Genomic DNA, 20,204 nt, shown 5'->3' with positions numbered 1-20,204 from the left:
CCCTGTCCGGGCGCGCCTTTTGCGACATCCATGTCGCAAACCCCGGTGCAAGCGATTGCCGTCCAGCGCGCTCTCGGAGGCGGCTGGAAACCATCGTGGCATCTTCAAATACTTTGTCAGCAGCCTGCGAGGCGCAGGGAACTCCTGCGCCTCTCGGGCGCTTGCGCGAAGGAGCCTGGCGTCATGCGCTGCGGGCGGCGAGCCTCGGGGTCAGCCACTCGACGACGTCATGGAGCGTGTCGACCACCTTCAGCGCGGTGTCGCGCATCTCGTCGGTCGGCGGCAGCAGGTCCGGGATCATGATCACAGGGATGTTCGCCGCGTGCGCGGCACGAATGCCGTTGTAGGAGTCCTCGAGGGCCAGGCAGCTGGCCGGTGCGACCCCGAGCTTATCCGCGGCGGCGAGGTAAGGGTCCGCATGGGGTTTGCCGCGCGAGACGTCGTCGCGGGTGACGATCGCCTGGAAGCGGCCGTCGATGCCGGCCAGCGCCAGGTGGTGATCGGTACGGTAGCGGCTCGACGAGGTGGCGATCGCACGGGGCAGGCGATGGCTGTCGAGCAGGTCGAGCAGTGCGCCGACGCCCGCCTTGGTGCTCAGCCGGCCGTTGTCGACCATCGCGCGCAGGTGCACCTCCTGGGCGGCGAAGTAGCGCTCGAGCGGGAAATCCGCGCCGTAGGTCTCGACCACCATCGCGCGGCAGCGGTCGGCCGGCACACCGATCATCGCCTGGCAGAACGATTCGGGCATCTCATAGCCGAGCTCGTCTCCCGCCGCCACCAGCGCTTCCATCGCCAGCCGCTCGGAGTCCAGCAGCAGCCCGTCCATATCGAAAATCACTGCCTCGATCGGGTGAGCGTCATGCATCGCGAATCCTCTCATTGTCGTTCTTCGAAGGGCCGCAGGGCGTCGTACGCTTGGGCCGAACCGTCTTTCATGGTGGCCAATCGGGGCGGCAATGACAAATCGAGCCGCGACTTTGGTCCTGGGGCCCAGCCAAGGCCGTCGGATTGTCGGGGTGGCGAAAAAGCGCTGGGCGCATCGTTCGCCGATGGTTAACGGGAGTTCGAGCTCGACGTGCTGGTGCCGGATACGCCGAGCATCGCCGAGCTGGACCGGATCATCTTCGACGAGCTGTGCCATGGCGAGCTGCATGAGCAGTCGCGTCGCTGCTACGTCGAGGCGATCGAGGCGTTGGCTGCTCGCGGTGCCCAAGGGGTGATCCTCGGCTGTACCGAGATCGGACTGCTGGTCACCCCGCCGGACACCGGTGTGGCGCTCTACGATACCACCCGGCTGCACGTCGAGGCGGCGGTGGAGTACGCGCTGGCCGGATGATGACGTTTCACGTGAAACCTGGCTCAGGCGCCGGCCTTGCGGTTGGTCGCTTCGAACAGCATCAGGGCGCTTGCGACCGAGAGGTTGAGCGAATCGGTGCGACCGCGCATCGGAATCCGCACGATACGGTCGCAGGCGAGACTGAGCTCGTCGCTCAGGCCGTCGCGTTCGGTGCCCATCAGCAGCACCGTGGGGCCGGCATAGTCCGGCGAGCGATAGTCCTCGCTGCGCGCAAGCCCGGTGCCGATCAGCTCGAGCGGCTCGCGCGCCGCCCAGGCGATGAACTCGTCGCGCCGGCTGCGCACCAGCCGCACACCGAACAGCGCGCCGGTGCTGGCGCGCATCGCCTCCGGTGAGTAGGGATCGCAGGCGTCGTCGATGAGAATTACGCCGGCACCGCCTGCCGCCTCGCAGCTGCGGATGATGGTGCCGAGATTGCCTGGATCGCGCGGGGACTCCAGCGCGATCCACACCTCGTCGGCCCGCGGCGAGAGCGTATCGAGCACGGTCCAGCGCTGCTTGAACACCGCGACCGCGTGATGGGGGTTGGCACGGGCCGAGAAGCCGCCGAGCACCTCGCGGGTGGTCGGCAGCAGATCGGCTCCGAGGCCGGCCGCACGGGCGAGCAGCGCCGCCAGGGCGGGATCGGTCGCGCGCGCATCGACGTCGAACAGCAGGCAGGCCAGCTGCGCCTCGGCATCGAGGCCGTCGGCGATCGCCCTTACCCCCTCGACCAGGTGCTGGCCAAGTTGCTCTCGATACTTGCGCTCCTTGAGCTTGCGCAGCGCTTTGACTCGCGGATTGGCGACGCTGGTGATGGTCACTGCGTCGAAAGAAGGATAGGGAACTGGCATGGGCGACCCTGGTCTGCGTCCTTTCGCGGCTTCAGCCGGCGGCGAGGTCTTTGTAGCGTGGCTCGCCACGCTTCCAGAACCCGGTGACATGGGTGCGTTCGAAGCCGAAGCCACGCATCCGGGTCAGCTGGAGCCGGATCTCGCGAGCATCGCTGGCTTCGGTGCCGACCCAGGCATAGCCGTGCTGGTGATCGCTGGCGCAGGCCTGGATCGCGGCGGCGAGGGAGCGCGATTCGCCGCGCACCAGCCACTCCGCATCTAGATGCGGATGGCTCGGCAGCGGCTGGATCTCACGGCGATCTTCGACCTCGATCAGCGCCGTGATCCGCCGCTCTCTCGGCTGGGCGGCAATGATCGAAACGATCGCCGGCAGCGCGCTCTCATCGCCGGCCAGCAGCAGCCAAGGCTCCTCCTCGTGCAGCGCGAAGCCGCCGCGGGGACCTGCGATGAGCGCCCGATCGCCGGGCTTGGCGCTGCGTACCCAATTCGAGGTCTCGCCTTCCTGGTTGAGCACCAGGTCGAGGGTCAACCGCCTGGCCGCGGCATCGAATTCGCGCACGACGTAGATCCGCCCGCGGTTGCGCTGCTCGCCTTCGCCCAAGAACAGCAGCACCCACTGGGCTGGCAGGCTGGGGTCGAAGTCATCGAACGCCTCGCCGGTCAGCCGCAGGCGGCGTACGCGCGGAGTCACCTCCTCGATCGATTCGACCTGCACCGGGCGCAGGCGCCGCTCGGACTGCGGGCGCACCCGCAGGTTGGCGCTGTCGTCGAGCGGATTGAGCGCCACCTTGAGCGGCGCCCGCGGGCGCAGCGCCACATTGGCGCGCTCGAGCGCCTCCGCACAGGCCCTGATCAGCTCCGCGCCGCGAAACTCCTCGTTGCCGATGATCCGCGCACGCGTGCGCGCCGCCTCCTCGACCTCGAGCGGCTGGCCCAGCGCCGCGAGCAAGTTGAGCTCATCGCGCGAGACGAACGGCGAGCTCGGCCCGAGCAGCTCGAAGTCCTCGAGTTCGTCCTCGATCGCACGCATCAAGCGCGCCAGGGAATAGATGCCGCTACTGTCCACGTCCAGCTCTTCGAGCAGGTGCCCCGCATGGGAGGGCCAGGCGTTACGCCCGTTCATCGCACGCAAGGCACGCAGCAGTCGCTGCTCCTTGCTGGAACATTGGCGGGAGATGGGCAGTACGTTGCTTCTCATGGGGGCGGGCCTTCGAAGACGGGGAAACGGACTGGATGGGAGCAGCGCGGAGCGCCCAGCGGTCCACTCCAAGGACCGAGTCTAGCACTCGGGCCGGATGCGTAGAAGCCGCAGCACCGCCATGCCTGGCGTGCATGCGCCGGTGCGCAACCGGCAGATCGCTGCATTCATCGAGGTGCATATGAGGAAACAAATATCGCTGATCGCATCCTTTTGGCGCGGATTTTTCATGCCGGCCCAAGGAGTGAAATGCACTTTGTTAACTATATGATTGATATTCAGATGTTTTATGAGGCCCTGGCTTGTTCTTTGCTTTTTTGTCGGTTGTTTAATATGCAACTTGCGGAGCCGGTATGGAGCAACGAGACGATGGCATGAGCCGTGCGACGCACGCAGCGACTCCCTTCGAGGCGAGCGGTATTCACCTTGGGCAGCGGATTCGCAGCTTCAGGCGAATGAAGGGGCTATCGATCATCGAGGTCGCAGAGCGCACCGGGATGAGCAAATCCTTCCTCAGCCGCTTCGAACGCGATATCGCTCAGGCTTCGGTCGCTTCGCTGTTGCGGATTTGTGATGCGATCGGGATCAGGCCCGGTGAACTGTTCGAGTCACCCGAAGCCAGTTACGTGCCGGCCGGTTGCGGCACGCCCATCAGTCTCGGTGGCGAGGGCATGCGCGAGTTCATCGTCGGCGGGGCCGGCAGCGAACATCTCATGGCGCTTTATTCCGAGATCGAGCCGGGGGGAGGCTCTGGCAGCGAGCCCTATTCCCTCGAGGCCGCCGCGGATCTGGTCCATATCAAGTCCGGTCGGCTTTCGATCACGATCGGTGAGCAGGTTTACCTGCTCTCCTCCGGGGACACCCTGACCTTTTCTCCCCGTCTGCCGCATTCGTGGGTCAATCCGAGCGACGACGAGCCCTGCACGGCGCTCTGGGTCATCGTTCCTCCCCCCGGCACGTCGCGTGGCTGAGCATCGATGAGGGCCCGTATGGCCAAGCTCGAGGTCGAAGGTCTGTGCAAACGCTACGGCGACCATCTGGTGATCGACGACGTTTCCTTCCACGCAGAGGAAGGCGAAGTGATCAGCTTGATCGGGGCCAGCGGCTCAGGCAAGAGCACTTTGCTGCGCTGCATCAACTTTCTCGAGCGGCCGTTTCGCGGTGACATCCGCCTCGACGGCGAGCGGTTGCTGACCTGCAGCGAGCGTCCCGGTGGCGAGCTGGTCGCAGTCGATGCCAGGCAGCTTCGGCGCTTTCGCGCGCGTCTGGCAATGGTTTTCCAAAGCTTTTGCCTGTGGACCCATATGAGCGTGCTCGACAACCTGGTCCTTCCCCAGCGCCACGTGTTGGGTCGCGACGAGGAGGCTGCCAGGGCACAGGCGCTGGCGCAGCTTGCCAAGGTAGGGCTCGAGGCCGGCATCGCCCGTCGCTACCCCGAGCGTCTTTCGGGCGGCCAGCAGCAGCGCGTGGCCATCGCGCGGGCGCTGTGCCTGGCGCCGGAGGTGCTGCTGTTCGATGAACCCACCTCTGCGCTGGATCCGCAGCGGGTGGGCGAAGTGCTTGAAGTGATGCGCGCCCTGGCGAACGAGAGACGCACGATGCTGCTGGTGACGCATGAAATGTCCTTCGCTCGGCAGGTTTCCGACCGGGTGCTGTTTCTCCATCGAGGTCGAATCGAGGAGCAAGGGGCGCCCGAGGCGGTGTTCGGCGACCCGCGCAGTCCGCGTTTGCGGCGGCTTCTCGGCCTTGGTTGAGCGTAATCGATGACTCCTACCCCAGACCAACGACAACGAGGCTCGACCTCCATGCGATACGCACTTTCCTCCTTGTGCCTGGCCACGCTGCTGTGTACCGGCGCCCAGGCCCTTGCGCAGCAGCCGATCAAGATCGCGACCGATGCCACTTTCCCTCCGTTCGAGTACATCGATGCCCAAGGGCAGCTCGCCGGCTACGACGTCGAATTGGCACAGGCCGTGTGCGAGGCGGCCGAGCTCGACTGCGAACTGATCGCAGCCGCGTGGGACGGCATGATCCCTGGGCTGATGTCGCGCAAGTACGACGCGTTGATCTCGCAGCTCACCGTCACCGAAGAGCGACGCCGATCGATGGCCTTTACCGAGGTTTACTCACGTCCGGTGTTTCGTTTCGTCGGGCGTGACGGCAGTGAATACGACTTCGTCGAGGGTGATCTTGCCGGTGCGACCATCGCGGTGCAGACCGGCACGCCGATGGATGCGTTCGTCTCGCGACACTTCCCGCGCTCGACGATCAAGCGCTACGACAGTAGCAGTGCCGCCTATCTTGAGTTGGTGTCCGGGCGCGCCGACCTGGTGATGAGCTATGAGGCCCAGATCACCTATGGGTTCCTGAGTGATCGAGGCCGAGAGGGGTTTACCCTGATGGGGCCACGCTATACGGGGCAAGATGCGCCTGAGTTCGGCGAGGGTGTGGCGATCGCGGTCAACAAGCGCAACGACGCGCTGCGTGAGAAGCTCGACCAAGGGCTGGCGAAGCTGCGTGAAACAGGTGCGATCGAGGCGCTGGACGCCAAGTACCTCGGTGGTGAGTGAGGGCGTGCGATGCTCGGTGACTATGCGCTGACCATCCTGGGGGCCGCGAGGGTGACCCTCACTCTCGCGGGAGCCTCCTTGCTGCTGTCGGTGGTGCTCGGGATGGTAGGCGCCGCGTGCAAGCTGTCGCGGCGGCGTTGGCTACGGTTGCTGGCAGGGGGCTATACCGGGCTGATGCGAGGGGTGCCCGACCTGGTGCTGCTGCTGCTGGTCTTCTACAGCCTGCCCGCGCTGGTCAATCAAGGATTGGAGGCCTTCGGCAGCGATGCCTATTTCGAGCTCGATCCCTGGGTAGCCGGGATCTTGACCCTCGGGGCGATCTTTGGCGGCTACATGACCGAGACTTTTCGCGCGGCGCTGCAGAACGTGCCTCGTGGTCAGATCGAAGCAGGGCTCGCCTGCGGCTTCGGGCCGATCGCGCTGCTGCGCCTGATCATTGCGCCGCAGATGATCCGTCTGGCGCTGCCCGGTTTCGCCAACAACTGGCTGGTGCTGGCCAAGGCAACGGCGCTGGTTTCGCTGATCGGTCTGCATGACGTGATGTTTCGCGCCCGCGGCGCAGCCGAGGCTACTGGGCAGCCTTTTCTCTTCTACCTGGTCGCTGCGGGCTTCTACCTCGCCGTGACGCTGGTGTCGGTTGGCGTACTCAGGCTGGTGGCCGATCGCTATGCCTTCGAGCGCAGGGAGTAGGTGATGAACTGGGACATCATCTTGGATAGTGCCGGGCTCTATCTTTCCGGGCTGCGTTTGACGCTTGGCTTGACCTTGGCCTCGCTGCTGTTCAGTTTTCTGCTCGCCGTACCGCTGGCATTGGCCAAATGGTCAGGTGGCGCAGTGACCCGCGCAATCATTTCGGGCTATACCCTGCTGTTCCGCGGCACTCCGCTGCTGATCCAGCTGTTCTTGATCTACTTCGGACTAGCCCAGTTCGAGCTCCTGCGCGAGAGCTGGCTGTGGCCGTGGCTATCGAGCCCGTTGGTCTGCGTGCTGCTCGCCTTCGTGCTCAACAGTGCCGCCTATTCCACCGAGATATTCGCAGCCGGGCTCGCTCATCTGCCGCGCGGCGAAATCGAAGCCGCTCGCGCGTTCGGCATGAGCGCATGGGTGCGCACGCGACGAATCTACCTGCCGGCCATGCTGACCCGCTCGCTGCCGCTGTATGGCAATGAGGCGGTGATGTTGATGCATGCCACCTCGCTAGCCAGCACCGTGACGCTGATGGAGATCACGGGCGTCGCTCGTAACCTGACCCTCAATTACTACATCCAGTTCGAACCCTATGTCACCGCGGGGCTGCTCTACTTAATCCTGACCCTCTCTCTGGTTGGCCTGCTGCACTGGGCTGAGCGGCGCTGGGCGGGTTATCTAGTGCAGCGCTAGCGTCCCATTTCCTCCGATGGACGAGTCAAAGCATGAACGAACGACAATTCGATCTCTGGGGTATCCCCTTCGACGGCGAATCCACCCTTGGCTGGCCAGGGTCGAGGGAAGCGCCGGCCAAGGTGCGCGAGTGCGCGCGGTGGATCTCCATGCGCGTCGAGGACGGCTGCATCTACAGCCTCGAGAACGACGAAGTGATGGAGGTCGGTGAACGGCTGCTGGTCGATCGCGGCGATGTCGAAGTCGTGCCCCATGACACCCTCGCTACCTTTGCCGCGACCAGCGCCGCAGTGAGCGAGTCGCTACACGCCAAACGAACGCCGATCATGATCGGCGGCGACGATAGCCTGTTGTTTCCGATTGCGCGGGGCGTCCATGATGCGCTGCCCGGACGGATTGGCATCGTTCACTTCGATGCCCACCTCGACCTGATGGACTCGAGCTCTCGGCAGGGTCGCTATAGTCAGTCCAGCGGCATGCGCCGGGCCCTGGAGCTCGAGCGTATCCAGGCAGGTGATTGCGTCCAGGTCTGCGAGCGGCATTTCAATTTTCCGGCCTCCGGGCGTTTCAAGCGTGACCATGGATTAATCCACATTTCTGCGCGTGAAGCGTTGCGCCTGGGGGCACGAGATACGGTGGAGAGAATCCTCGAGCGGGTGCGCGGCGCCGACCACCTTTATCTCTCCTTCGACATCGACGCCATCGATCCTGCCTACGCGCCCGGCGCTGGAGCCCACGAGCCAGGCGGCATTGGCGCTGATCAAGCCCTGGAGATGGTAGAGCTGCTCGCACCGCACTGCGCCGCAATGGCGATCACTGAAGTCAATCCGAGCAAGGATCACCAGGATATGACCTCGACCCTTGCCGCATATCTGGCTTTCACCTTCGCCGTGTATGGCAGCCAGGCACGGTGAGGGCCCACTGGTAGATCCAAGGAGGCGGGCACTAGCCGTCCGGCTGGTCGAAGCGGAACAGCGTCATCTGCTGTTCATCCGGGCGCGAGCCGCGGCGCGGTGCCCGCAGCGTCTCGAGGCGGTCGCGAGTTTTGGTTTCGGCTTCGGTGAGGCGCTGGTCGAGCTGCTCGATCGCTTCGCGCTGTTCGGCCAGTTTCGATCTCAGCGCGGCGATGCCCTCCATGCGCGCACCCAGGCCGGCGGGATCGTCGCCGGCCGGCTGCGTGCACAGCGCTAGCAGCGCTTGGCATTCGTTGAGCGAGAAGCCGAGTCGTTTGGCGCGCAGCACCAGGATCAGCGCGCTGCGGTCGCGCTCGTGGTAGATCCGCTCCTGGCCGCGGCGCTCGGGTTCGAGCAGCCCCTGTTCCTCGTAGAAGCGAATCGTGCGCGTGGTGATGGCCAGTTCGCTGGCGAGCGCGGAGATGCTGTAGGTGGCTGACATGCGAGCGGACCTTGGGGAGATATGGGGTCGAACGAAAGGGCGCTGTGGCTTCCGCGCGCCTGGCGGATAGCGGGCATTCTAAGCATGGTGACGTTGACGTAAAGTGCTCCGTGCGTGATTGCCGCATCCGGCCTCGTTCGTCGCGCTCGTTTCGATCCCTTGCGGCGATGAATGAGCCGGCTAGTCCCGCGGGTGCCGCTCGCACCAGACGCTCTGCGCCTGTTGGATGTCGTCGACCGGTTCGCCATTGGAATCGAGCAGTAGCAGGTGGCGAGGATCGCTCGAGGGGCAGATCGCAAGCGACGGCATGCGCTTCGGTTCGCGCAGGGTAGCGACGCGCAGGTAGCGCTGTTGGAAGGTGGGGTCGTTGCTCGGGCGCTCCTGGCCGCTGACCACCAGGCCGATCAGCAGAGCGACGACCAGCATGGCGGCACCGACGCCGAGGGTGGCGTAGAGCGAGCGCTTGGTGCCCAAGGCCATCAGGTTGAACAGCCAGAACACCAGACCGAGCACCAGCAAGGCCAGGGCAAGGGCGAGCAGCACGGTCCGGATCATCAAGCCTCCTCGGTGGAACGGATCTGGACGGATCAGATTTCCTTCATCTTAGCAGCCTGGCCCCTTGGAGCGTTCGCGCAAGGTTTGGCGAAGCTGAGGATAGGCTGATATCTTGTGCGGATATACAGTCCCAATGGGATCGGCAATGAGCCATCCGCTCGAAGACCCGCTTTACTACCTCGACAATTTTCACACCCTGCTCGATTGGGTCGCTGGTCGCTACGATGACCTGCTCGACGATGACGAGCGCGGATTCATCGAGCTTTTCTCCCGCTTGCCGGTCGCGGCACGCGCGCTGCTGGCGCGGATGGTGATGCGCAAGGGCGAGCTGTTCCGGGTCTCGAAGCTGGTCTATCCCGAGATCGAAGCGGTCGGCGGCCGGGAGAGCGCGCTTCAGGCGCTGGCCGCTGCCGGCCTGGTCGACCCGGAGCCCGCGCTCTCGCTCGAGGCGCTGTTCTCGCTGCTGCGGCGTGCCGAGCTCGAAACCTTCCTCGAGCTGCCGCCGGTGGGAACCCGCAAGGCTGACTGGTGCGCGTCGCTTTCGGCCAAGCGGCCCGAGCCGCGCTCGCTGGCGCGGTGGGCGCCGGGCATCGCCGATCGGGTGGTCGAGCTGCGTGCCCCGGCGCGCTACGACCGGCTGCGGCTGATGTTCTTCGGCAACCTGCGCCAGGACTTCTCCGAATTCGTGCTCGCCGACCTCGGCATCTACCGCTTCGAGCGCATCCGGCTCGATCCCGTATCACGCGGCTTCCACCATCGTGGAGAGGTCGAGGACTACCTGCGCCTGCATCGGCTGCGAGATCGCCTCGAGCGGGAGGGCATGGAGGCGATGGAAGGGGAGGGGGGGCGCTGGGCGATGGAGGGAGCGCTCGACAATCCATGGATCGAGCAGCGCCGCCAGCGACTGCTGCTCGGCTACGCGAAGGAGCTCGAGCGTCTCGGTCATAGTGAGCGCTCGCTATCGATCTATGCGCTATGCCAGGCTCCGGGGGCCAGGGTAAGAAGGATTCGGCTGCTCGAGCGGTCGGGGCGCACGGAGGCGGCGATGGCGCTGGCCAGGCAGGCGCAGGACGCGCCGGAGAGCGCCGAGGAGCGCCAGCAGCTGTCGCGGATCGCGCCCAGGCTGCATCGTCGTCTCGGGCTGCCTCGCCCCGCGGCGGCCAAGAGCGTGCCGGTGGAGAGCTTCGAGCTGTGCCTTCCGCGCAGCCCGAGCGTCGAGGCTGCGGTGCGCGATCATCTGACCCGGCCGGAGGCGCCGGTCCACTACGTCGAGAATGGCCTGCTCAACTCGCTGTTCGGGCTGCTCTGCTGGGAGGCGATCTTCGCCCCGATCAGCGGCGCCTTCTTCCATCCCTTCCACGCCGGGCCGGCCGATCTCCTCCGCGAAGGCTTCGTCGAGCGCCGCCGCGCGCTGTTCGATGCCTGTCTGGCCGAACTCGACGATGACCGCTACCTGGAGACGATCCGGCGACGCTTCGTCGACAAGCAGGGTATCCAATCGCCGTTCGTCCATTGGGGAGTGCTCGACCAGACGCTGCTCGAACGCGCACTGGCCTGCCTGCCGGCGGCGCACCTGAAGCAGTGGTGCCTGTGGCTATTGAGCGACCTGAAGCGCAACCGTGCAGGCTTCCCCGACCTGATCCAGTTCTGGCCCGAACAGCGCCGCTACCGGATGGTCGAGGTCAAGGGGCCGGGCGACCGGCTGCAGGACAACCAGCGCCGGATGATCGCCCACTGCCTCGAGTACGGCATCCCGGTGTCGGTGTGCTGGGTGGCTTGGGCGGAAGCGCCGGGATGAGCTATACCGTCGCGGTGCGGGCGCTTTGCGAGTTCGTTGCCAAGCGCGGCGATCTCGATTTGCGCTTCACGCCTTCGCCGAGCGCGCTCGAAGGGATCGAGGGGCATGCCAAGGTGGCCGCGCGGCGCGGCGCGGGCTACCAGCGCGAGCTGAACCTCGAGGGCGAGTACCGTGAGCTCAAAGTGCGCGGGCGCGCCGATGGTTTCGACGCGACGGTGCCGAGGCTCGAGGAGATCAAGACCCACCGTGGCGAGCTGGAGCGCCAGCCCGACAATCATCGCCAGCTGCACTGGGCCCAGGCCAAGATCTACGGCTGGCTCGCCTGCCAGCGTTTCGCGCTCGAGGAGATCGAGCTGGCGCTGGTTTACTTCGACATCGACCGGGAGCGCGAGACGGTGATTCGTGCGCGGCACGATCGAAATGCGCTGGAGCGGTTCTTCACCGCGACCTGCGAGGCGTTCCTATCCTGGGCGCAGCAGGAGGCAAAGCATGCCCTCCAGCGTGAGCAAGCGCTTGCTTCGATGAAGTTTCCGATGGCCGATTTTCGACCCGGCCAGCGCGCGCTGGCAGAGACGGTGTACAAGGCCGCGCGCCTCGAACGGCCGCTGCTGCTCCAGGCGCCGACCGGCATCGGCAAGACCTTGGGCACGTTGTTCCCGCTGCTCAAGGCGCTGCCCGCCGGCAAGCTCGACAAGGTCTTCTTCCTCACCGCCAAGACGCCCGGGCGGCAGCTCGCGCTGGATGCGCTGGCACGGCTATCCCCCGGCCTCGACACACCGCTGCGCGCGCTCGAACTGATCGCGCGGGAGAAGAGCTGCGAGCATCCGGACAAGGCCTGCCATGGGGAAAGCTGCCCGCTGGCCGCGGGCTTCTACGATCGTCTTCCCGCCGCACGCGCGAAGGCGTTGGAGCAGGTAGATGGCGAGCGCTCGCTGCTGGATGCCGAGACGCTGCGCCGGCTGGCTTTGGCCGAGGGCATCTGCCCCTATTATCTCGGCCAGGAGATGGCGCGTTGGAGCGACGTGGTGGTCGGTGACTACAACCACTACTTCGGCCTGGGCGGTATGCTGCACGCATTGGCCCAGGAGCAGCGCTGGCGGGTGGGGGTACTGGTCGACGAGGCGCATAACCTGGTCGAGCGCGGGCGGCTGATGTTCAGCGCCGAGCTCGATGAGCGCTCGGTACGCGAGCTTGCCCGCAGTGCCCCCAAGGGGCTGCGTAGGGGCTTCGAGCGGTTGGCGCGTGCGTTTCGCACCCAGCGCCAGGCGCTCGCCCCATCGGCGGGCGAGGCGCCGCTCGAAGGAGTGCTCGAGGAGGTCCCATCGTCACTGGTCGGGGAGCTTACCGGGCTCACCGCGAGACTCGGGGAGCACTTGGCCACCCAGCTCGACGAGCCGGTCGACCCCGAACTCATGCGCTTTTATCTGCAGGCGCTCGGCTTCGCCCGTGTGCTCGAGCTGTTCGACGCAAGGCACTTCCAATGCGAGTTCGAGCGGCTGCCCGGCAAGCCGCGGGAGACGCTCCGGCTGAAGCTGAGCAACCTGGTGCCAGGCCCCTGGCTTGCGCCGCGTTTCGAGGCGGCCCGCGCCTGCGTGCTGTTCTCGGCGACGCTCGCGCCGACCGATTACTTCATCGACCTGCTCGGGCTGCCGGCGCAGACCGCTTGGTTCGATGTCGCCTCGCCGTTCGCAGCCGTCCAGTTGAAGGTTCGCACGGTCTCGCGGATATCCACCCGCTATCGCGATCGCGAGGCGTCGATCGAGCCGATCGTCGAGCTGATCCAGGCAGGCTACGCTGCGCGCCCCGGCAACTACCTCGCCTTCTTCAGCAGTTTCGATTACCTCGAACGTGTCGCCGAGCGGCTCGCCGAGAAGGCGCCCGGGCTCGTGCAGTGGCGGCAGTCGCGGCGGATGGGAGAGGAGCAGCGTCGCGCCTTTCTGGAGCGCTTCGCGCCCGGAGGGCAGGGTATCGGTTTCGCGGTACTCGGCGGCGCCTTCGGCGAGGGGGTCGATCTACCAGGCGACCGGTTGGTCGGCGCTTTCATCGCCACCCTGGGCCTGCCTCAGTTCAATGCCGTCAACCAGGCGCTGCGCCAGCGGCTGGGCGCGCTTTTTGGAGCGTCGCAGGGATATCGCTATGCCTACCTCTATCCTGGTCTGACCAAGGTGATCCAGGCAGCGGGGCGAGTGATCCGGGATGAGGGCGATCGCGGTGCGCTATGGCTGATCGATGATCGTTTCGATACCGCTGAGGTGCGCGGGATGCTGCCATCGTGGTGGGAGATCGAGCGAGCGTAGGATGGGCGGAAGCTGGAAACGCTGGAAAAAGCGAAAGACACGAAAACGACGAAGCCCGCTTTCGCGGGCTTCGTCGAGAGACGCTAGAGCTTTTGGAGCTCAGGCAGCCTGAATGTTGGACGCCTGCAGGCCTTTACGGCCCTGGGTGACCTCGAAGGAGACCTTCTGGCCGTCCTGCAGGGACTTGAAGCCCTCTGCCTTGATTTCGGAGAAGTGTGCGAAAAGGTCATCGCCACCGTCGTCCGGGCAGATGAAGCCGAAACCTTTGGTGTCGTTGAACCACTTAACTGTGCCAGTTGCCATTGCTAATTCCTCGATGACGCGACAGCGTCAATAACTTCGTGTTGCCGGGTGTTACCCGAATGAAGAAGGTAAACAAGGGATATCCACCCGAACATCGAGGAACCTCGACGCCTTGTGACGAATACGACTTGCCAACCCACGCAGGCATCCTGCGCCTATTGTCGATGCAACGTCAAGCACGATCTTGGTCTAGAGCGGCAATAATCCTGCCTCAGGCTTAGTTGCCGCTGATCGAGGGGAGAAATATGATAATCACTTTCATCTAAGGCGATTGCTCAACTCATGCCGACCTCCGAGAAGCCCGTCCATCACGAGCTTCAGTGCCTCTACCGTGAGCACCGCGAATGGCTGGTCGGCTGGCTGCGAACCCGGCTGCGCTGCCATCAGCAGGCCGCGGACATCGCGCAGGACACCTTCTTGAGGCTGCTGGGGCGCGGACAGCCGGTCGTTATCGAGCGGCCCCGGGCCTATCTCAGCACCATCGCCAATGGCCTGGTGATTGGGCTCTGGCGGCGCGAACAGATCGAACGTGCCTATCTCGAAGCGCTGGCGGCGCGTGCCGATGCCTGTACGCCCTCCGAGGAGGAGCGGGCGCTGGTGTTCGAGGCGCTCGAGCGGGTCGCGCGGCTGCTCGATGGGCTGCCTCAGCGGGTGCGAGAGGCTTTTCTGCTCTCCCGTCTCGATGGGCTCGGCTATGCCCAGATCGCTGAACTTCAGGGCGTAAGCGTCAATGCGGTGCAGAAATCGATGCTGCGTGCCTACCGCCATTGCTACCAGCTGCTCTATAGCTGATCTGTGATGTCTGCGATGAATACCGGCGGTGAAAGAGAGGAGGCCGCGCTCGAGCAGGCACTTGGCTGGATGGTCAGGCTTTCATCCGGCAGCGCCGATGCGCAGGCATTCGAGGAGTGCCTGCGCTGGCGGCGGAGCGACCCTCTGCACGAGCGGGTCTGGCAGCGGCTGGCCGCGATCGATGGTGAGCTCGGCAACGACCGGCTGGATGCGGGTGCGACGAATGCCGCTCTCGACGGCCTGGAGCGGGCGAGAAAGCGTCGCATGCTGCTCAAGGGCGGAGCGGCGCTGGCCATGCTCGGGGTGGCCGGAGACGGCTGGTCGCCTCCTTCCTGGCAGCGCCTCTGGGCCGACCAGCGCACAGGGCGCGCCCCGCGCGCCCTGTCCCTCCCCGACGGCAGCCGTTTGATGCTTGGGCCGCGCAGCGCGATCGATCTGCGCTTCGATGACCGCCGCCGTCAGGTACGGCTGCTCGACGGTGCGGTGATGGTCGAGACCGCGGCCGATCCCCGCGCTCGTCCATTCGAAGTGATCAGCCAGGACGGCGCTCTGCGTCCGCTCGGGACGCGCTTTTGGGTCACGCGCTGGGACGATGATTCGAAGACCCGGCTCGACGTCGAGGAGGGCGCAGTGGAGGTGAGCGCTCGCTTCGGGGGCGAGCGACGAGTGATAGAAGCGGGGCAAGGGGCTCGGTTCGACGCCTTCGGCGCGCTGTCGCTGGAGGCGCTCGACCCCCAGGCGATCGCCTGGACGGAGGGGCGGATCGAAGCGCAGAACCGCCGGCTGGATGACTTTCTCCGCGAACTTGCCCGCTATCAGCCAGGCCATCTCGGCTGCGATGCCGACGCCGCCGAACTCAGGCTGACCGGAAGCTTCCCGGTCTCGGACCCTGAGCGGGTACTCGAGGCCATCGCCCGCGCGCTGCCGGTGAGGCTAGAGCGGCTGACCCGCTATTGGACCCGGCTGGTCGCCGTTCCATCCAACGCAGGCTGAAAGAATTCTCCTGCGGCGGGGCAGATTTTCGCCGCTCGAGCGGCCTAGTCGATGAACGCCCGCCCGACGCACCTTCTCCTGGGTGCCTCATCGACGAGAGGTCTCGCTTGAAATGGCTGTATTTCCTTTTGGTTGCTCTGTTGCCTTTGCCGGGCGTGCGGTGCTGGCCCTTGGGCTTGCGAGCGCGCTGGGCCTGGCATCGCCCGTCCATGCCGAGAGCGTGACGATTCCCCCCGGCGCGCTCGATGCCAGCCTGATCCGATTCGGCAGTGTCACAGGAGTGATGGTGGTCGCCGACGCACGGCTCACCAGCGCAAAGCGAAGCCCGGGCGCAAGCGTCGGGGCAGACCCTGGTGAGACGCTGGCTCAGCTGCTGGAAGGCACCGGGCTCGTCGCCGAGGGCGACCCCGAGCGCGGCTATCGGCTGGTGGAGGCGGCGCAGGCGCCGGGTGAGCGCTTCGATACCCTGACCGTCACCGGGCAGAGCTCCGACGAGTGGGAGCGGGTCAGCGGCTACACCTCGGATGCCAGCCGCGCAGCGACCAAGACCCCCACCGCCCTGGTCGAGACGCCGCAGTCGATCTCGGTGATCGGCCGTGCGCAGCTCGATGCCCAAGGCTCGAACAGCGTCTCGCAGGCGCTGCGCTATACCCCTGGGGTATTCAGCGAGCAGATCGGTGCTACCGATCGTTACGATTACGCGGTGATGCGCGGCTTCAGCGATGGCAGCATCGACAACGTCTTCCTCGATGGGCTGAAATCGATGGGCGACGCCGGCGGCTACAATTCGATCCAGATCGATCCCTTCTTCCTCGAGCGTATCGACGTGATCAAGGGGCCCTCCTCCGTGCTCTACGGCAACAGTTCGCCTGGCGGGCTGGTCGCCCTGACCAGCAAGAAGCCGCTGCTCGAGCCCTACCGCCACGTCGAGTTCCGCTTCGGGACCCAGGGACGCCAGGGCACCGCGTTCGATTTCAGCGCTCCGCTCGATCGCGCCGGCACCCTGGCCTATCGGCTGGTGGGGCTTGCCGAGCAGACCGACACCCAGTTCGACGCGGTCGACCCACACAAGCGTTTCACCCTCGCGCCGTCGCTCTCCTGGACCCCGGACGAGAACACCTTTCTCAACCTCCAGGCCTACCTGCAGCATGAGCCGGGCAACAGCTACCACAGCGGTTCACCCGCCGACGGTGCGGTGAATGCCCACAACGGCAAGCGGATCTCGCGCCACTTCTTCGACGGCGATCCCGACTCCGACCGCTTCGAGCGCGACCAGACCATGCTCGCCTATCAGTTCGGCCATCGCTTCAACGATATCTGGTCGGTGCGGCAGAACTTCCGCTACCTGCACAGCAAGGTCGACCTGCGCCAGGTCTACGGCTATGGCTGGGTGAACGGCGACTCCGACCTGCTCAACCGCTACTACAGCGGTGGCCAGGAGTCGCTCGACGCCTACGCGATCGACAACATCGTCCAGGCCGACTTCGCAACCGGGCCTCTCGAGCACACCCTGCTGATGGGGTTCGATTATCAATGGCGGCGCAACGATGTCGGCTGGCAGGGCGGCACGGCGAGCGCGATCGATCCGTTCGCGCCGGACTACTCGCAGCCCGCCGATGTGGAGATCACCTCGAACACCCGCTATCGGCGCGACCTGCGTCAGACCGGGATCTACCTACAGGACCAGATCGAACTCGGTGGCTGGCGCTTTTCGCTCGGTGGACGCCAGGACTGGGTGGAGACCGAGGTCGCCGATCGGGACGCCGGCACCGCCGTGTCCGACGACCCCAGCCACTTCAGCGGTCGCGCCGGGGTGCTCTATGCCTTCGACAATGGGCTTTCACCCTACCTGAGCTACTCGGAATCGTTCAGTCCGAGCAGCGCCTACGACGTCGACGGCCAGTTGCTCGAGCCGACCGAGGGGCGGCAGTGGGAGACCGGGCTCAAGTACCAGCGCCCGGGCAGCGACGATCTCTACAGCATCGCGCTGTTCCACATCGAGCAGGACAACGTTGCCGCCAAGCGGCCGGAGGAGAACTTCTATCGGGCGGTGGGCGAGATCCGCTCCCAGGGGGTCGAGCTCGAGGCCAATACCGCGCTGAGCGAGCGCTGGCGGCTGCTCGCCGCCTACGCTTTCACCGATGTCGAGTACCGCCGTACGCTCGATGGCACCGAGGGCAACGCGCCCTACCAGGCGCCGCGTCACCAGGCTTCGATCTGGAGCGACTATCGTATCGACCAGGGCCGCTTCGCTGGGCTCCAGCTGGGCGCCGGGGTGCGCTACATCGGCGGGATCTGGGCCGACGCCGAGAACACCCTGGAGCTTGGCAGCTATACCCTGGTCGACGCCTTGGTCGGCTACGATTTCCAACGCCTGGGCGCGCCTGGGCTGAATCTGCGGCTCAACTTCAACAACCTGTTCGACCGCGACTACGTCTCTTCCTGCTATAGCCTCGACTACTGCTATTTCGGCGCCGAGCGCAGCGTGGTGGCGACCCTCGGCTACACCTTCTGAGCTTGCGCAACGCCAAGGGGCGTCACTGCCCCTGGGCACGGATGCTCTCGATCACCGGCGCGCACTGGTTCTCCTCGCCGGCGCTCGGTGAGATCAGCGCGCCGAGTGCCGCGACCGGTGCGGCTACGGTGCCGAGCACCAGGGCCGCCGCGCCGCGAAGGATCAGCGGCGTGGCGGCGACCCCGGGAGAGGGATTGGCGAAGGTGCCGTGGACGTAGAGCGGCGAGCGCAGGGTGAAGATTCTGAAGCCCTTGCTCTCGGGGTGGATGTCGAGGTTCAGCCCTTCGGTGGCGAAATTGACCTGGCCGGTGACGTTGATCACCGCATTATCGGTGTCGAACACCAATACCCTCGGCTCGGCCACACCCTGGGCGATGCCGATGTTGGCGGCGGCGCAGTTGATGTGCTCCTGCTCATCGCCGAACAGCTGGCCGACCATCCAGTTGCCGACGTTGAGCCCGGCGAGCTCCATCAGGTTGCGGCTGATCTGGCCATCGCTGAGCAGCATGCTGAGCTCGCCGTTGCTGGTCGCGAGCAGCGAAGCGACCGAGTTGCCGCTGCCGTTCAGGGTCGCATCGCCGTCGAGCCGGCCCAGGCTTTCCTGCAGGGTGCCCGCGTTGGGCATCAGCTGCTGCAGCTGCATACCGCGTGCGTGGGCGTCGATCCGTCCGCGCATCGGCTCGCGCTGGCCCTCGAGCCTCAGCGTGGTATTGAGCTGGCCGCCAGCGACGCCGAAGCGCAGCGGGTCCATCAGCAGCTCGCCGCCTTCGAGACGCAGGTGGGTCGAGAGGTCGGTCAACGGCAGGCTCTCGCCGTGTTCGATCCGGCTGGCGGAGAAGCGCACGTCCGCATCCATGGTCGCCCAGGCGGCGGTGTCGAAGTTCTCTACCGGCAGTACCTTGCCCTCCGGCTGGCGCGTGGTCCCGCCCCGGGCCTCCTTGTCTTGGTTGGAGTCCGCGCCGATCAGCGGTGCCAGATCGGCGAAGCGCAGCTGGTTCGAGGTCAGCTCGCCGACCAGTTTGGGGCGGGGTGTCGAGAGGGTATAGGTGACGCTGCCGTGGATGTCGCTGTCGCCGATCTTGCCATTGAAATCGCGGTACTCGAACACCGCGCCGCCTGGCTGGTTGAAGCGCACGTAGAGATGCCCGTCGGTGGCGTAGGGGGGCGTGTTGGGCAGCACCAGGCCGGTCAAGGTATCGAGATTGCCAAGGCTCTGGCCCTCGAAGCGCAGGTCGAGATCGAGCCCGCCGAAGGTCATCGGTTGGAACAGGATGCCGTTGAGTCGTACTCGCGTGGTGCCCGAGCGCACGTCGGCCTGGAGCGGGAAGGGCCGATCGGGGTCGTCCATCGACAGCATCCCGCCGATCCTGCCCTCGCCTTCGAGTGGCTCGCCTTTGTAGCGGCCTTCGGCCTTCCAGCCGAAGATGAACGCCCCCGGCTGCGCCTGGGGCGCTTCTTCCCCTTCACCATTCGCCTGGGCGCCGGCGATCTCTTCGTAGGGCACGGGTTGGCCGAGAGGGTCGATCGCGATGTTGAAGTCGGAATCGAGAATCGCATCGCGAAAGCGCGCGGTGCCCTGGTCGAACGCGACCTCGTCGAGGCGAAAGCTCCAGCCGCTGCCCTCTTCCTGCTGCTCGTCCTGCTGCTCGCCGAGATCGAACACCCAGTTCGCCGCGCCGTCGGCATGGCGCACCAGATCAGCGCTCGGCCGGGTGAGCGATACCTTCGGCACGCGGATTTCACGGTGCAGCAGCGAAAGTGGCGCGAGGCTCGCTTCGACTCGCTCGAGGCTCGCCATCTCGCCGTCGAAGCCCTCGGGATTGCCGAGGTGGACGTCCTCTGCGTGGATGTAGGGCATCGGTACCCAGGCGCGCCAGCCTCCCGCCTCCCGGTCCCGGCCCCAATCGACACCGAGATCGCCGCGGATCTCGAACGGGCGCTGGATCGTTTCGCTGACCCGCGCGTTGATCGTCGGCTTGAGCCGGTTCCAGTCGAAGGTTGCGATCAGGATCAGCACGATGGCGATCAGCGCCAGTACGACGGCTACGATCCAAAGCGATATCTTGCGGCCACGGGACATGGTTGACCTTTTGACGGTAATCCAAGGTGAATATCAACTTAGCCCACCCCGGCGCACGTTGCCCGCGAGGTTCGCCTGTTTCACGTGAAACCTACGACCGGGGCTGGCCGCGTTGTCAGCCTAAAGTCGATAGGCGCA

19 protein-coding genes are annotated in these 20,204 nt (G+C 65.7%); 12 read left to right on the top strand and 7 right to left on the bottom strand.

Annotated features, from left to right (window positions below; all coding sequences use genetic code 11):
* Positions 1–181 precede the first annotated feature (181 nt).
* A complete protein-coding gene (locus Q376_RS0110085; protein WP_027350203.1) occupies positions 182–865 on the bottom strand; it encodes an HAD family hydrolase in 684 nt (227 codons plus the stop codon).
* Positions 866–1,075: 210 nt separating this feature from the next.
* On the opposite strand from Q376_RS0110085, the gene Q376_RS22200 reads away from it, so the two are divergent.
* Positions 1,076–1,336, top strand: a complete 261-nt coding sequence (locus Q376_RS22200; protein WP_052365118.1) for an aspartate/glutamate racemase family protein — start codon at positions 1,076–1,078, stop codon at positions 1,334–1,336.
* 23 nt (positions 1,337–1,359) lie between these two features.
* Here Q376_RS22200 and Q376_RS0110075 read toward each other — a convergent pair whose 3' ends face one another.
* On the bottom strand, positions 1,360–2,190 hold the full coding sequence (locus Q376_RS0110075) for a TrmH family RNA methyltransferase (protein ID WP_043447264.1): 831 nt from the start codon (positions 2,188–2,190) through the stop codon (positions 1,360–1,362).
* Positions 2,191–2,221: 31 nt separating this feature from the next.
* Positions 2,222–3,388, bottom strand: a complete 1,167-nt coding sequence (locus Q376_RS24015) for a siderophore-interacting protein (protein ID WP_052365117.1) — start codon at positions 3,386–3,388, stop codon at positions 2,222–2,224.
* 374 nt (positions 3,389–3,762) lie between these two features.
* Between Q376_RS24015 and Q376_RS0110060 the strand changes: the two genes are divergently transcribed.
* Genes Q376_RS0110060 through Q376_RS0110035 form a run of 6 tightly spaced genes read left to right on the top strand, consistent with a single transcriptional unit; the run spans position 3,763 to position 8,252 of the window.
* Positions 3,763–4,359, top strand: a complete 597-nt coding sequence (locus tag Q376_RS0110060) for a helix-turn-helix domain-containing protein (protein ID WP_027350201.1) — start codon at positions 3,763–3,765, stop codon at positions 4,357–4,359.
* Between the two features lie 18 nt (positions 4,360–4,377).
* Entirely contained in the window at positions 4,378–5,142 is a 765-nt protein-coding gene (locus Q376_RS0110055; protein WP_027350200.1) for an ATP-binding cassette domain-containing protein, read from the top strand.
* Positions 5,143–5,193: 51 nt separating this feature from the next.
* Positions 5,194–5,958 carry a transporter substrate-binding domain-containing protein gene (locus tag Q376_RS0110050; protein WP_043447260.1) on the top strand — a complete coding sequence of 255 codons (765 nt, stop codon included), beginning with the start codon at positions 5,194–5,196 and terminating at the stop codon, positions 5,956–5,958.
* Positions 5,959–5,967: 9 nt separating this feature from the next.
* Positions 5,968–6,648: an ABC transporter permease gene (locus Q376_RS0110045; RefSeq protein ID WP_027350198.1), complete on the top strand. Its 681-nt coding sequence runs from the start codon at positions 5,968–5,970 to the stop codon at positions 6,646–6,648.
* Between the two features lie 3 nt (positions 6,649–6,651).
* Complete coding sequence (locus tag Q376_RS0110040; protein WP_027350197.1) at positions 6,652–7,338, top strand: ABC transporter permease; 687 nt, start codon at positions 6,652–6,654, stop codon at positions 7,336–7,338.
* Between the two features lie 32 nt (positions 7,339–7,370).
* On the top strand, positions 7,371–8,252 hold the full coding sequence (locus Q376_RS0110035) for an arginase family protein (protein ID WP_027350196.1): 882 nt from the start codon (positions 7,371–7,373) through the stop codon (positions 8,250–8,252).
* 31 nt (positions 8,253–8,283) lie between these two features.
* Here the strand turns inward: Q376_RS0110035 and Q376_RS22190 are convergent, their stop codons facing one another.
* Together Q376_RS22190 and Q376_RS0110025 are read right to left on the bottom strand one after the other, a co-directional pair.
* Positions 8,284–8,733 (bottom strand): MerR family transcriptional regulator, encoded by a 450-nt coding sequence (locus Q376_RS22190; protein WP_081803499.1) that lies wholly within the window; start codon positions 8,731–8,733, stop codon positions 8,284–8,286.
* 180 nt (positions 8,734–8,913) lie between these two features.
* Positions 8,914–9,288, bottom strand: coding sequence for a hypothetical protein (locus tag Q376_RS0110025; RefSeq protein ID WP_027350195.1), 375 nt, complete (start codon positions 9,286–9,288; stop codon positions 8,914–8,916).
* Positions 9,289–9,433: 145 nt separating this feature from the next.
* Between Q376_RS0110025 and Q376_RS0110020 the strand changes: the two genes are divergently transcribed.
* Together Q376_RS0110020 and Q376_RS0110015 are read left to right on the top strand one after the other, a co-directional pair.
* A complete protein-coding gene (locus tag Q376_RS0110020) occupies positions 9,434–11,086 on the top strand; it encodes a VRR-NUC domain-containing protein (protein WP_027350194.1) in 1,653 nt (550 codons plus the stop codon).
* Positions 11,083–13,383 carry an ATP-dependent DNA helicase gene (locus Q376_RS0110015; protein WP_027350193.1) on the top strand — a complete coding sequence of 767 codons (2,301 nt, stop codon included), beginning with the start codon at positions 11,083–11,085 and terminating at the stop codon, positions 13,381–13,383. The genes Q376_RS0110020 and Q376_RS0110015 overlap by 4 nt, the downstream gene beginning before the upstream one ends.
* Before the next feature lie 99 nt (positions 13,384–13,482).
* Here the strand turns inward: Q376_RS0110015 and Q376_RS0110010 are convergent, their stop codons facing one another.
* Complete coding sequence (locus tag Q376_RS0110010) at positions 13,483–13,686, bottom strand: cold-shock protein (RefSeq protein ID WP_027350192.1); 204 nt, start codon at positions 13,684–13,686, stop codon at positions 13,483–13,485.
* A gap of 282 nt (positions 13,687–13,968) precedes the next feature.
* Here Q376_RS0110010 and Q376_RS0110005 point away from each other — a divergent pair, with 282 nt between their 5' ends.
* From Q376_RS0110005 to Q376_RS0109995, 3 genes are all read left to right on the top strand, one after another.
* The gene (locus Q376_RS0110005; RefSeq protein WP_027350191.1) at positions 13,969–14,478 is read left to right on the top strand and encodes a sigma-70 family RNA polymerase sigma factor; all 510 of its coding nucleotides are present in this window, start codon (positions 13,969–13,971) and stop codon (positions 14,476–14,478) included.
* Between the two features lie 6 nt (positions 14,479–14,484).
* A complete protein-coding gene (locus Q376_RS0110000) occupies positions 14,485–15,471 on the top strand; it encodes a FecR family protein (RefSeq protein ID WP_043447254.1) in 987 nt (328 codons plus the stop codon).
* 112 nt (positions 15,472–15,583) lie between these two features.
* Positions 15,584–17,986 (top strand): TonB-dependent siderophore receptor, encoded by a 2,403-nt coding sequence (locus Q376_RS0109995; RefSeq protein ID WP_027350189.1) that lies wholly within the window; start codon positions 15,584–15,586, stop codon positions 17,984–17,986.
* Between the two features lie 22 nt (positions 17,987–18,008).
* Here Q376_RS0109995 and Q376_RS0109990 read toward each other — a convergent pair whose 3' ends face one another.
* Entirely contained in the window at positions 18,009–20,066 is a 2,058-nt protein-coding gene (locus Q376_RS0109990) for an AsmA family protein (protein ID WP_027350188.1), read from the bottom strand.
* Positions 20,067–20,204 lie beyond the last annotated feature (138 nt).

Source organism: Halotalea alkalilenta DSM 17697 (genome assembly GCF_000621205.1).
GTDB lineage: Bacteria > Pseudomonadota > Gammaproteobacteria > Pseudomonadales > Halomonadaceae > Halotalea > Halotalea alkalilenta.
The sequence above is the reverse complement of the archived record's forward strand: the minus strand, read 5'-3'. Positions and strand labels throughout refer to the sequence as shown.

Bases quoted from the DNA above. Each gene is read 5' to 3' on its own strand.
- Q376_RS0110085 (WP_027350203.1), bottom strand. From the start codon at position 865: ATGCATGACGCTCACCCGATCGAGGCAGTGATTTTCGATATGGACGGG.
- Q376_RS0110040 (WP_027350197.1), top strand. From the start codon at position 6,652: ATGAACTGGGACATCATCTTGGATAGTGCCGGGCTCTATCTTTCCGGG.
- Q376_RS0109995 (WP_027350189.1), top strand. From the start codon at position 15,584: ATGGCTGTATTTCCTTTTGGTTGCTCTGTTGCCTTTGCCGGGCGTGCG.
- Q376_RS0110055 (WP_027350200.1), top strand. From the start codon at position 4,378: ATGGCCAAGCTCGAGGTCGAAGGTCTGTGCAAACGCTACGGCGACCAT.
- Q376_RS0110035 (WP_027350196.1), top strand. From the start codon at position 7,371: ATGAACGAACGACAATTCGATCTCTGGGGTATCCCCTTCGACGGCGAA.
- Q376_RS0110075 (WP_043447264.1), bottom strand. From the start codon at position 2,190: ATGCCAGTTCCCTATCCTTCTTTCGACGCAGTGACCATCACCAGCGTC.
- Q376_RS0110010 (WP_027350192.1), bottom strand. From the start codon at position 13,686: ATGGCAACTGGCACAGTTAAGTGGTTCAACGACACCAAAGGTTTCGGC.
- Q376_RS0110050 (WP_043447260.1), top strand. From the start codon at position 5,194: ATGCGATACGCACTTTCCTCCTTGTGCCTGGCCACGCTGCTGTGTACC.
- Q376_RS24015 (WP_052365117.1), bottom strand. From the start codon at position 3,388: ATGAGAAGCAACGTACTGCCCATCTCCCGCCAATGTTCCAGCAAGGAG.
- Q376_RS0110005 (WP_027350191.1), top strand. From the start codon at position 13,969: ATGCCGACCTCCGAGAAGCCCGTCCATCACGAGCTTCAGTGCCTCTAC.
- Q376_RS0110025 (WP_027350195.1), bottom strand. From the start codon at position 9,288: ATGATCCGGACCGTGCTGCTCGCCCTTGCCCTGGCCTTGCTGGTGCTC.
- Q376_RS0109990 (WP_027350188.1), bottom strand. From the start codon at position 20,066: ATGTCCCGTGGCCGCAAGATATCGCTTTGGATCGTAGCCGTCGTACTG.
- Q376_RS0110000 (WP_043447254.1), top strand. From the start codon at position 14,485: ATGTCTGCGATGAATACCGGCGGTGAAAGAGAGGAGGCCGCGCTCGAG.
- Q376_RS0110060 (WP_027350201.1), top strand. From the start codon at position 3,763: ATGAGCCGTGCGACGCACGCAGCGACTCCCTTCGAGGCGAGCGGTATT.
- Q376_RS0110020 (WP_027350194.1), top strand. From the start codon at position 9,434: ATGAGCCATCCGCTCGAAGACCCGCTTTACTACCTCGACAATTTTCAC.
- Q376_RS0110015 (WP_027350193.1), top strand. From the start codon at position 11,083: ATGAGCTATACCGTCGCGGTGCGGGCGCTTTGCGAGTTCGTTGCCAAG.
- Q376_RS0110045 (WP_027350198.1), top strand. From the start codon at position 5,968: ATGCTCGGTGACTATGCGCTGACCATCCTGGGGGCCGCGAGGGTGACC.
- Q376_RS22190 (WP_081803499.1), bottom strand. From the start codon at position 8,733: ATGTCAGCCACCTACAGCATCTCCGCGCTCGCCAGCGAACTGGCCATC.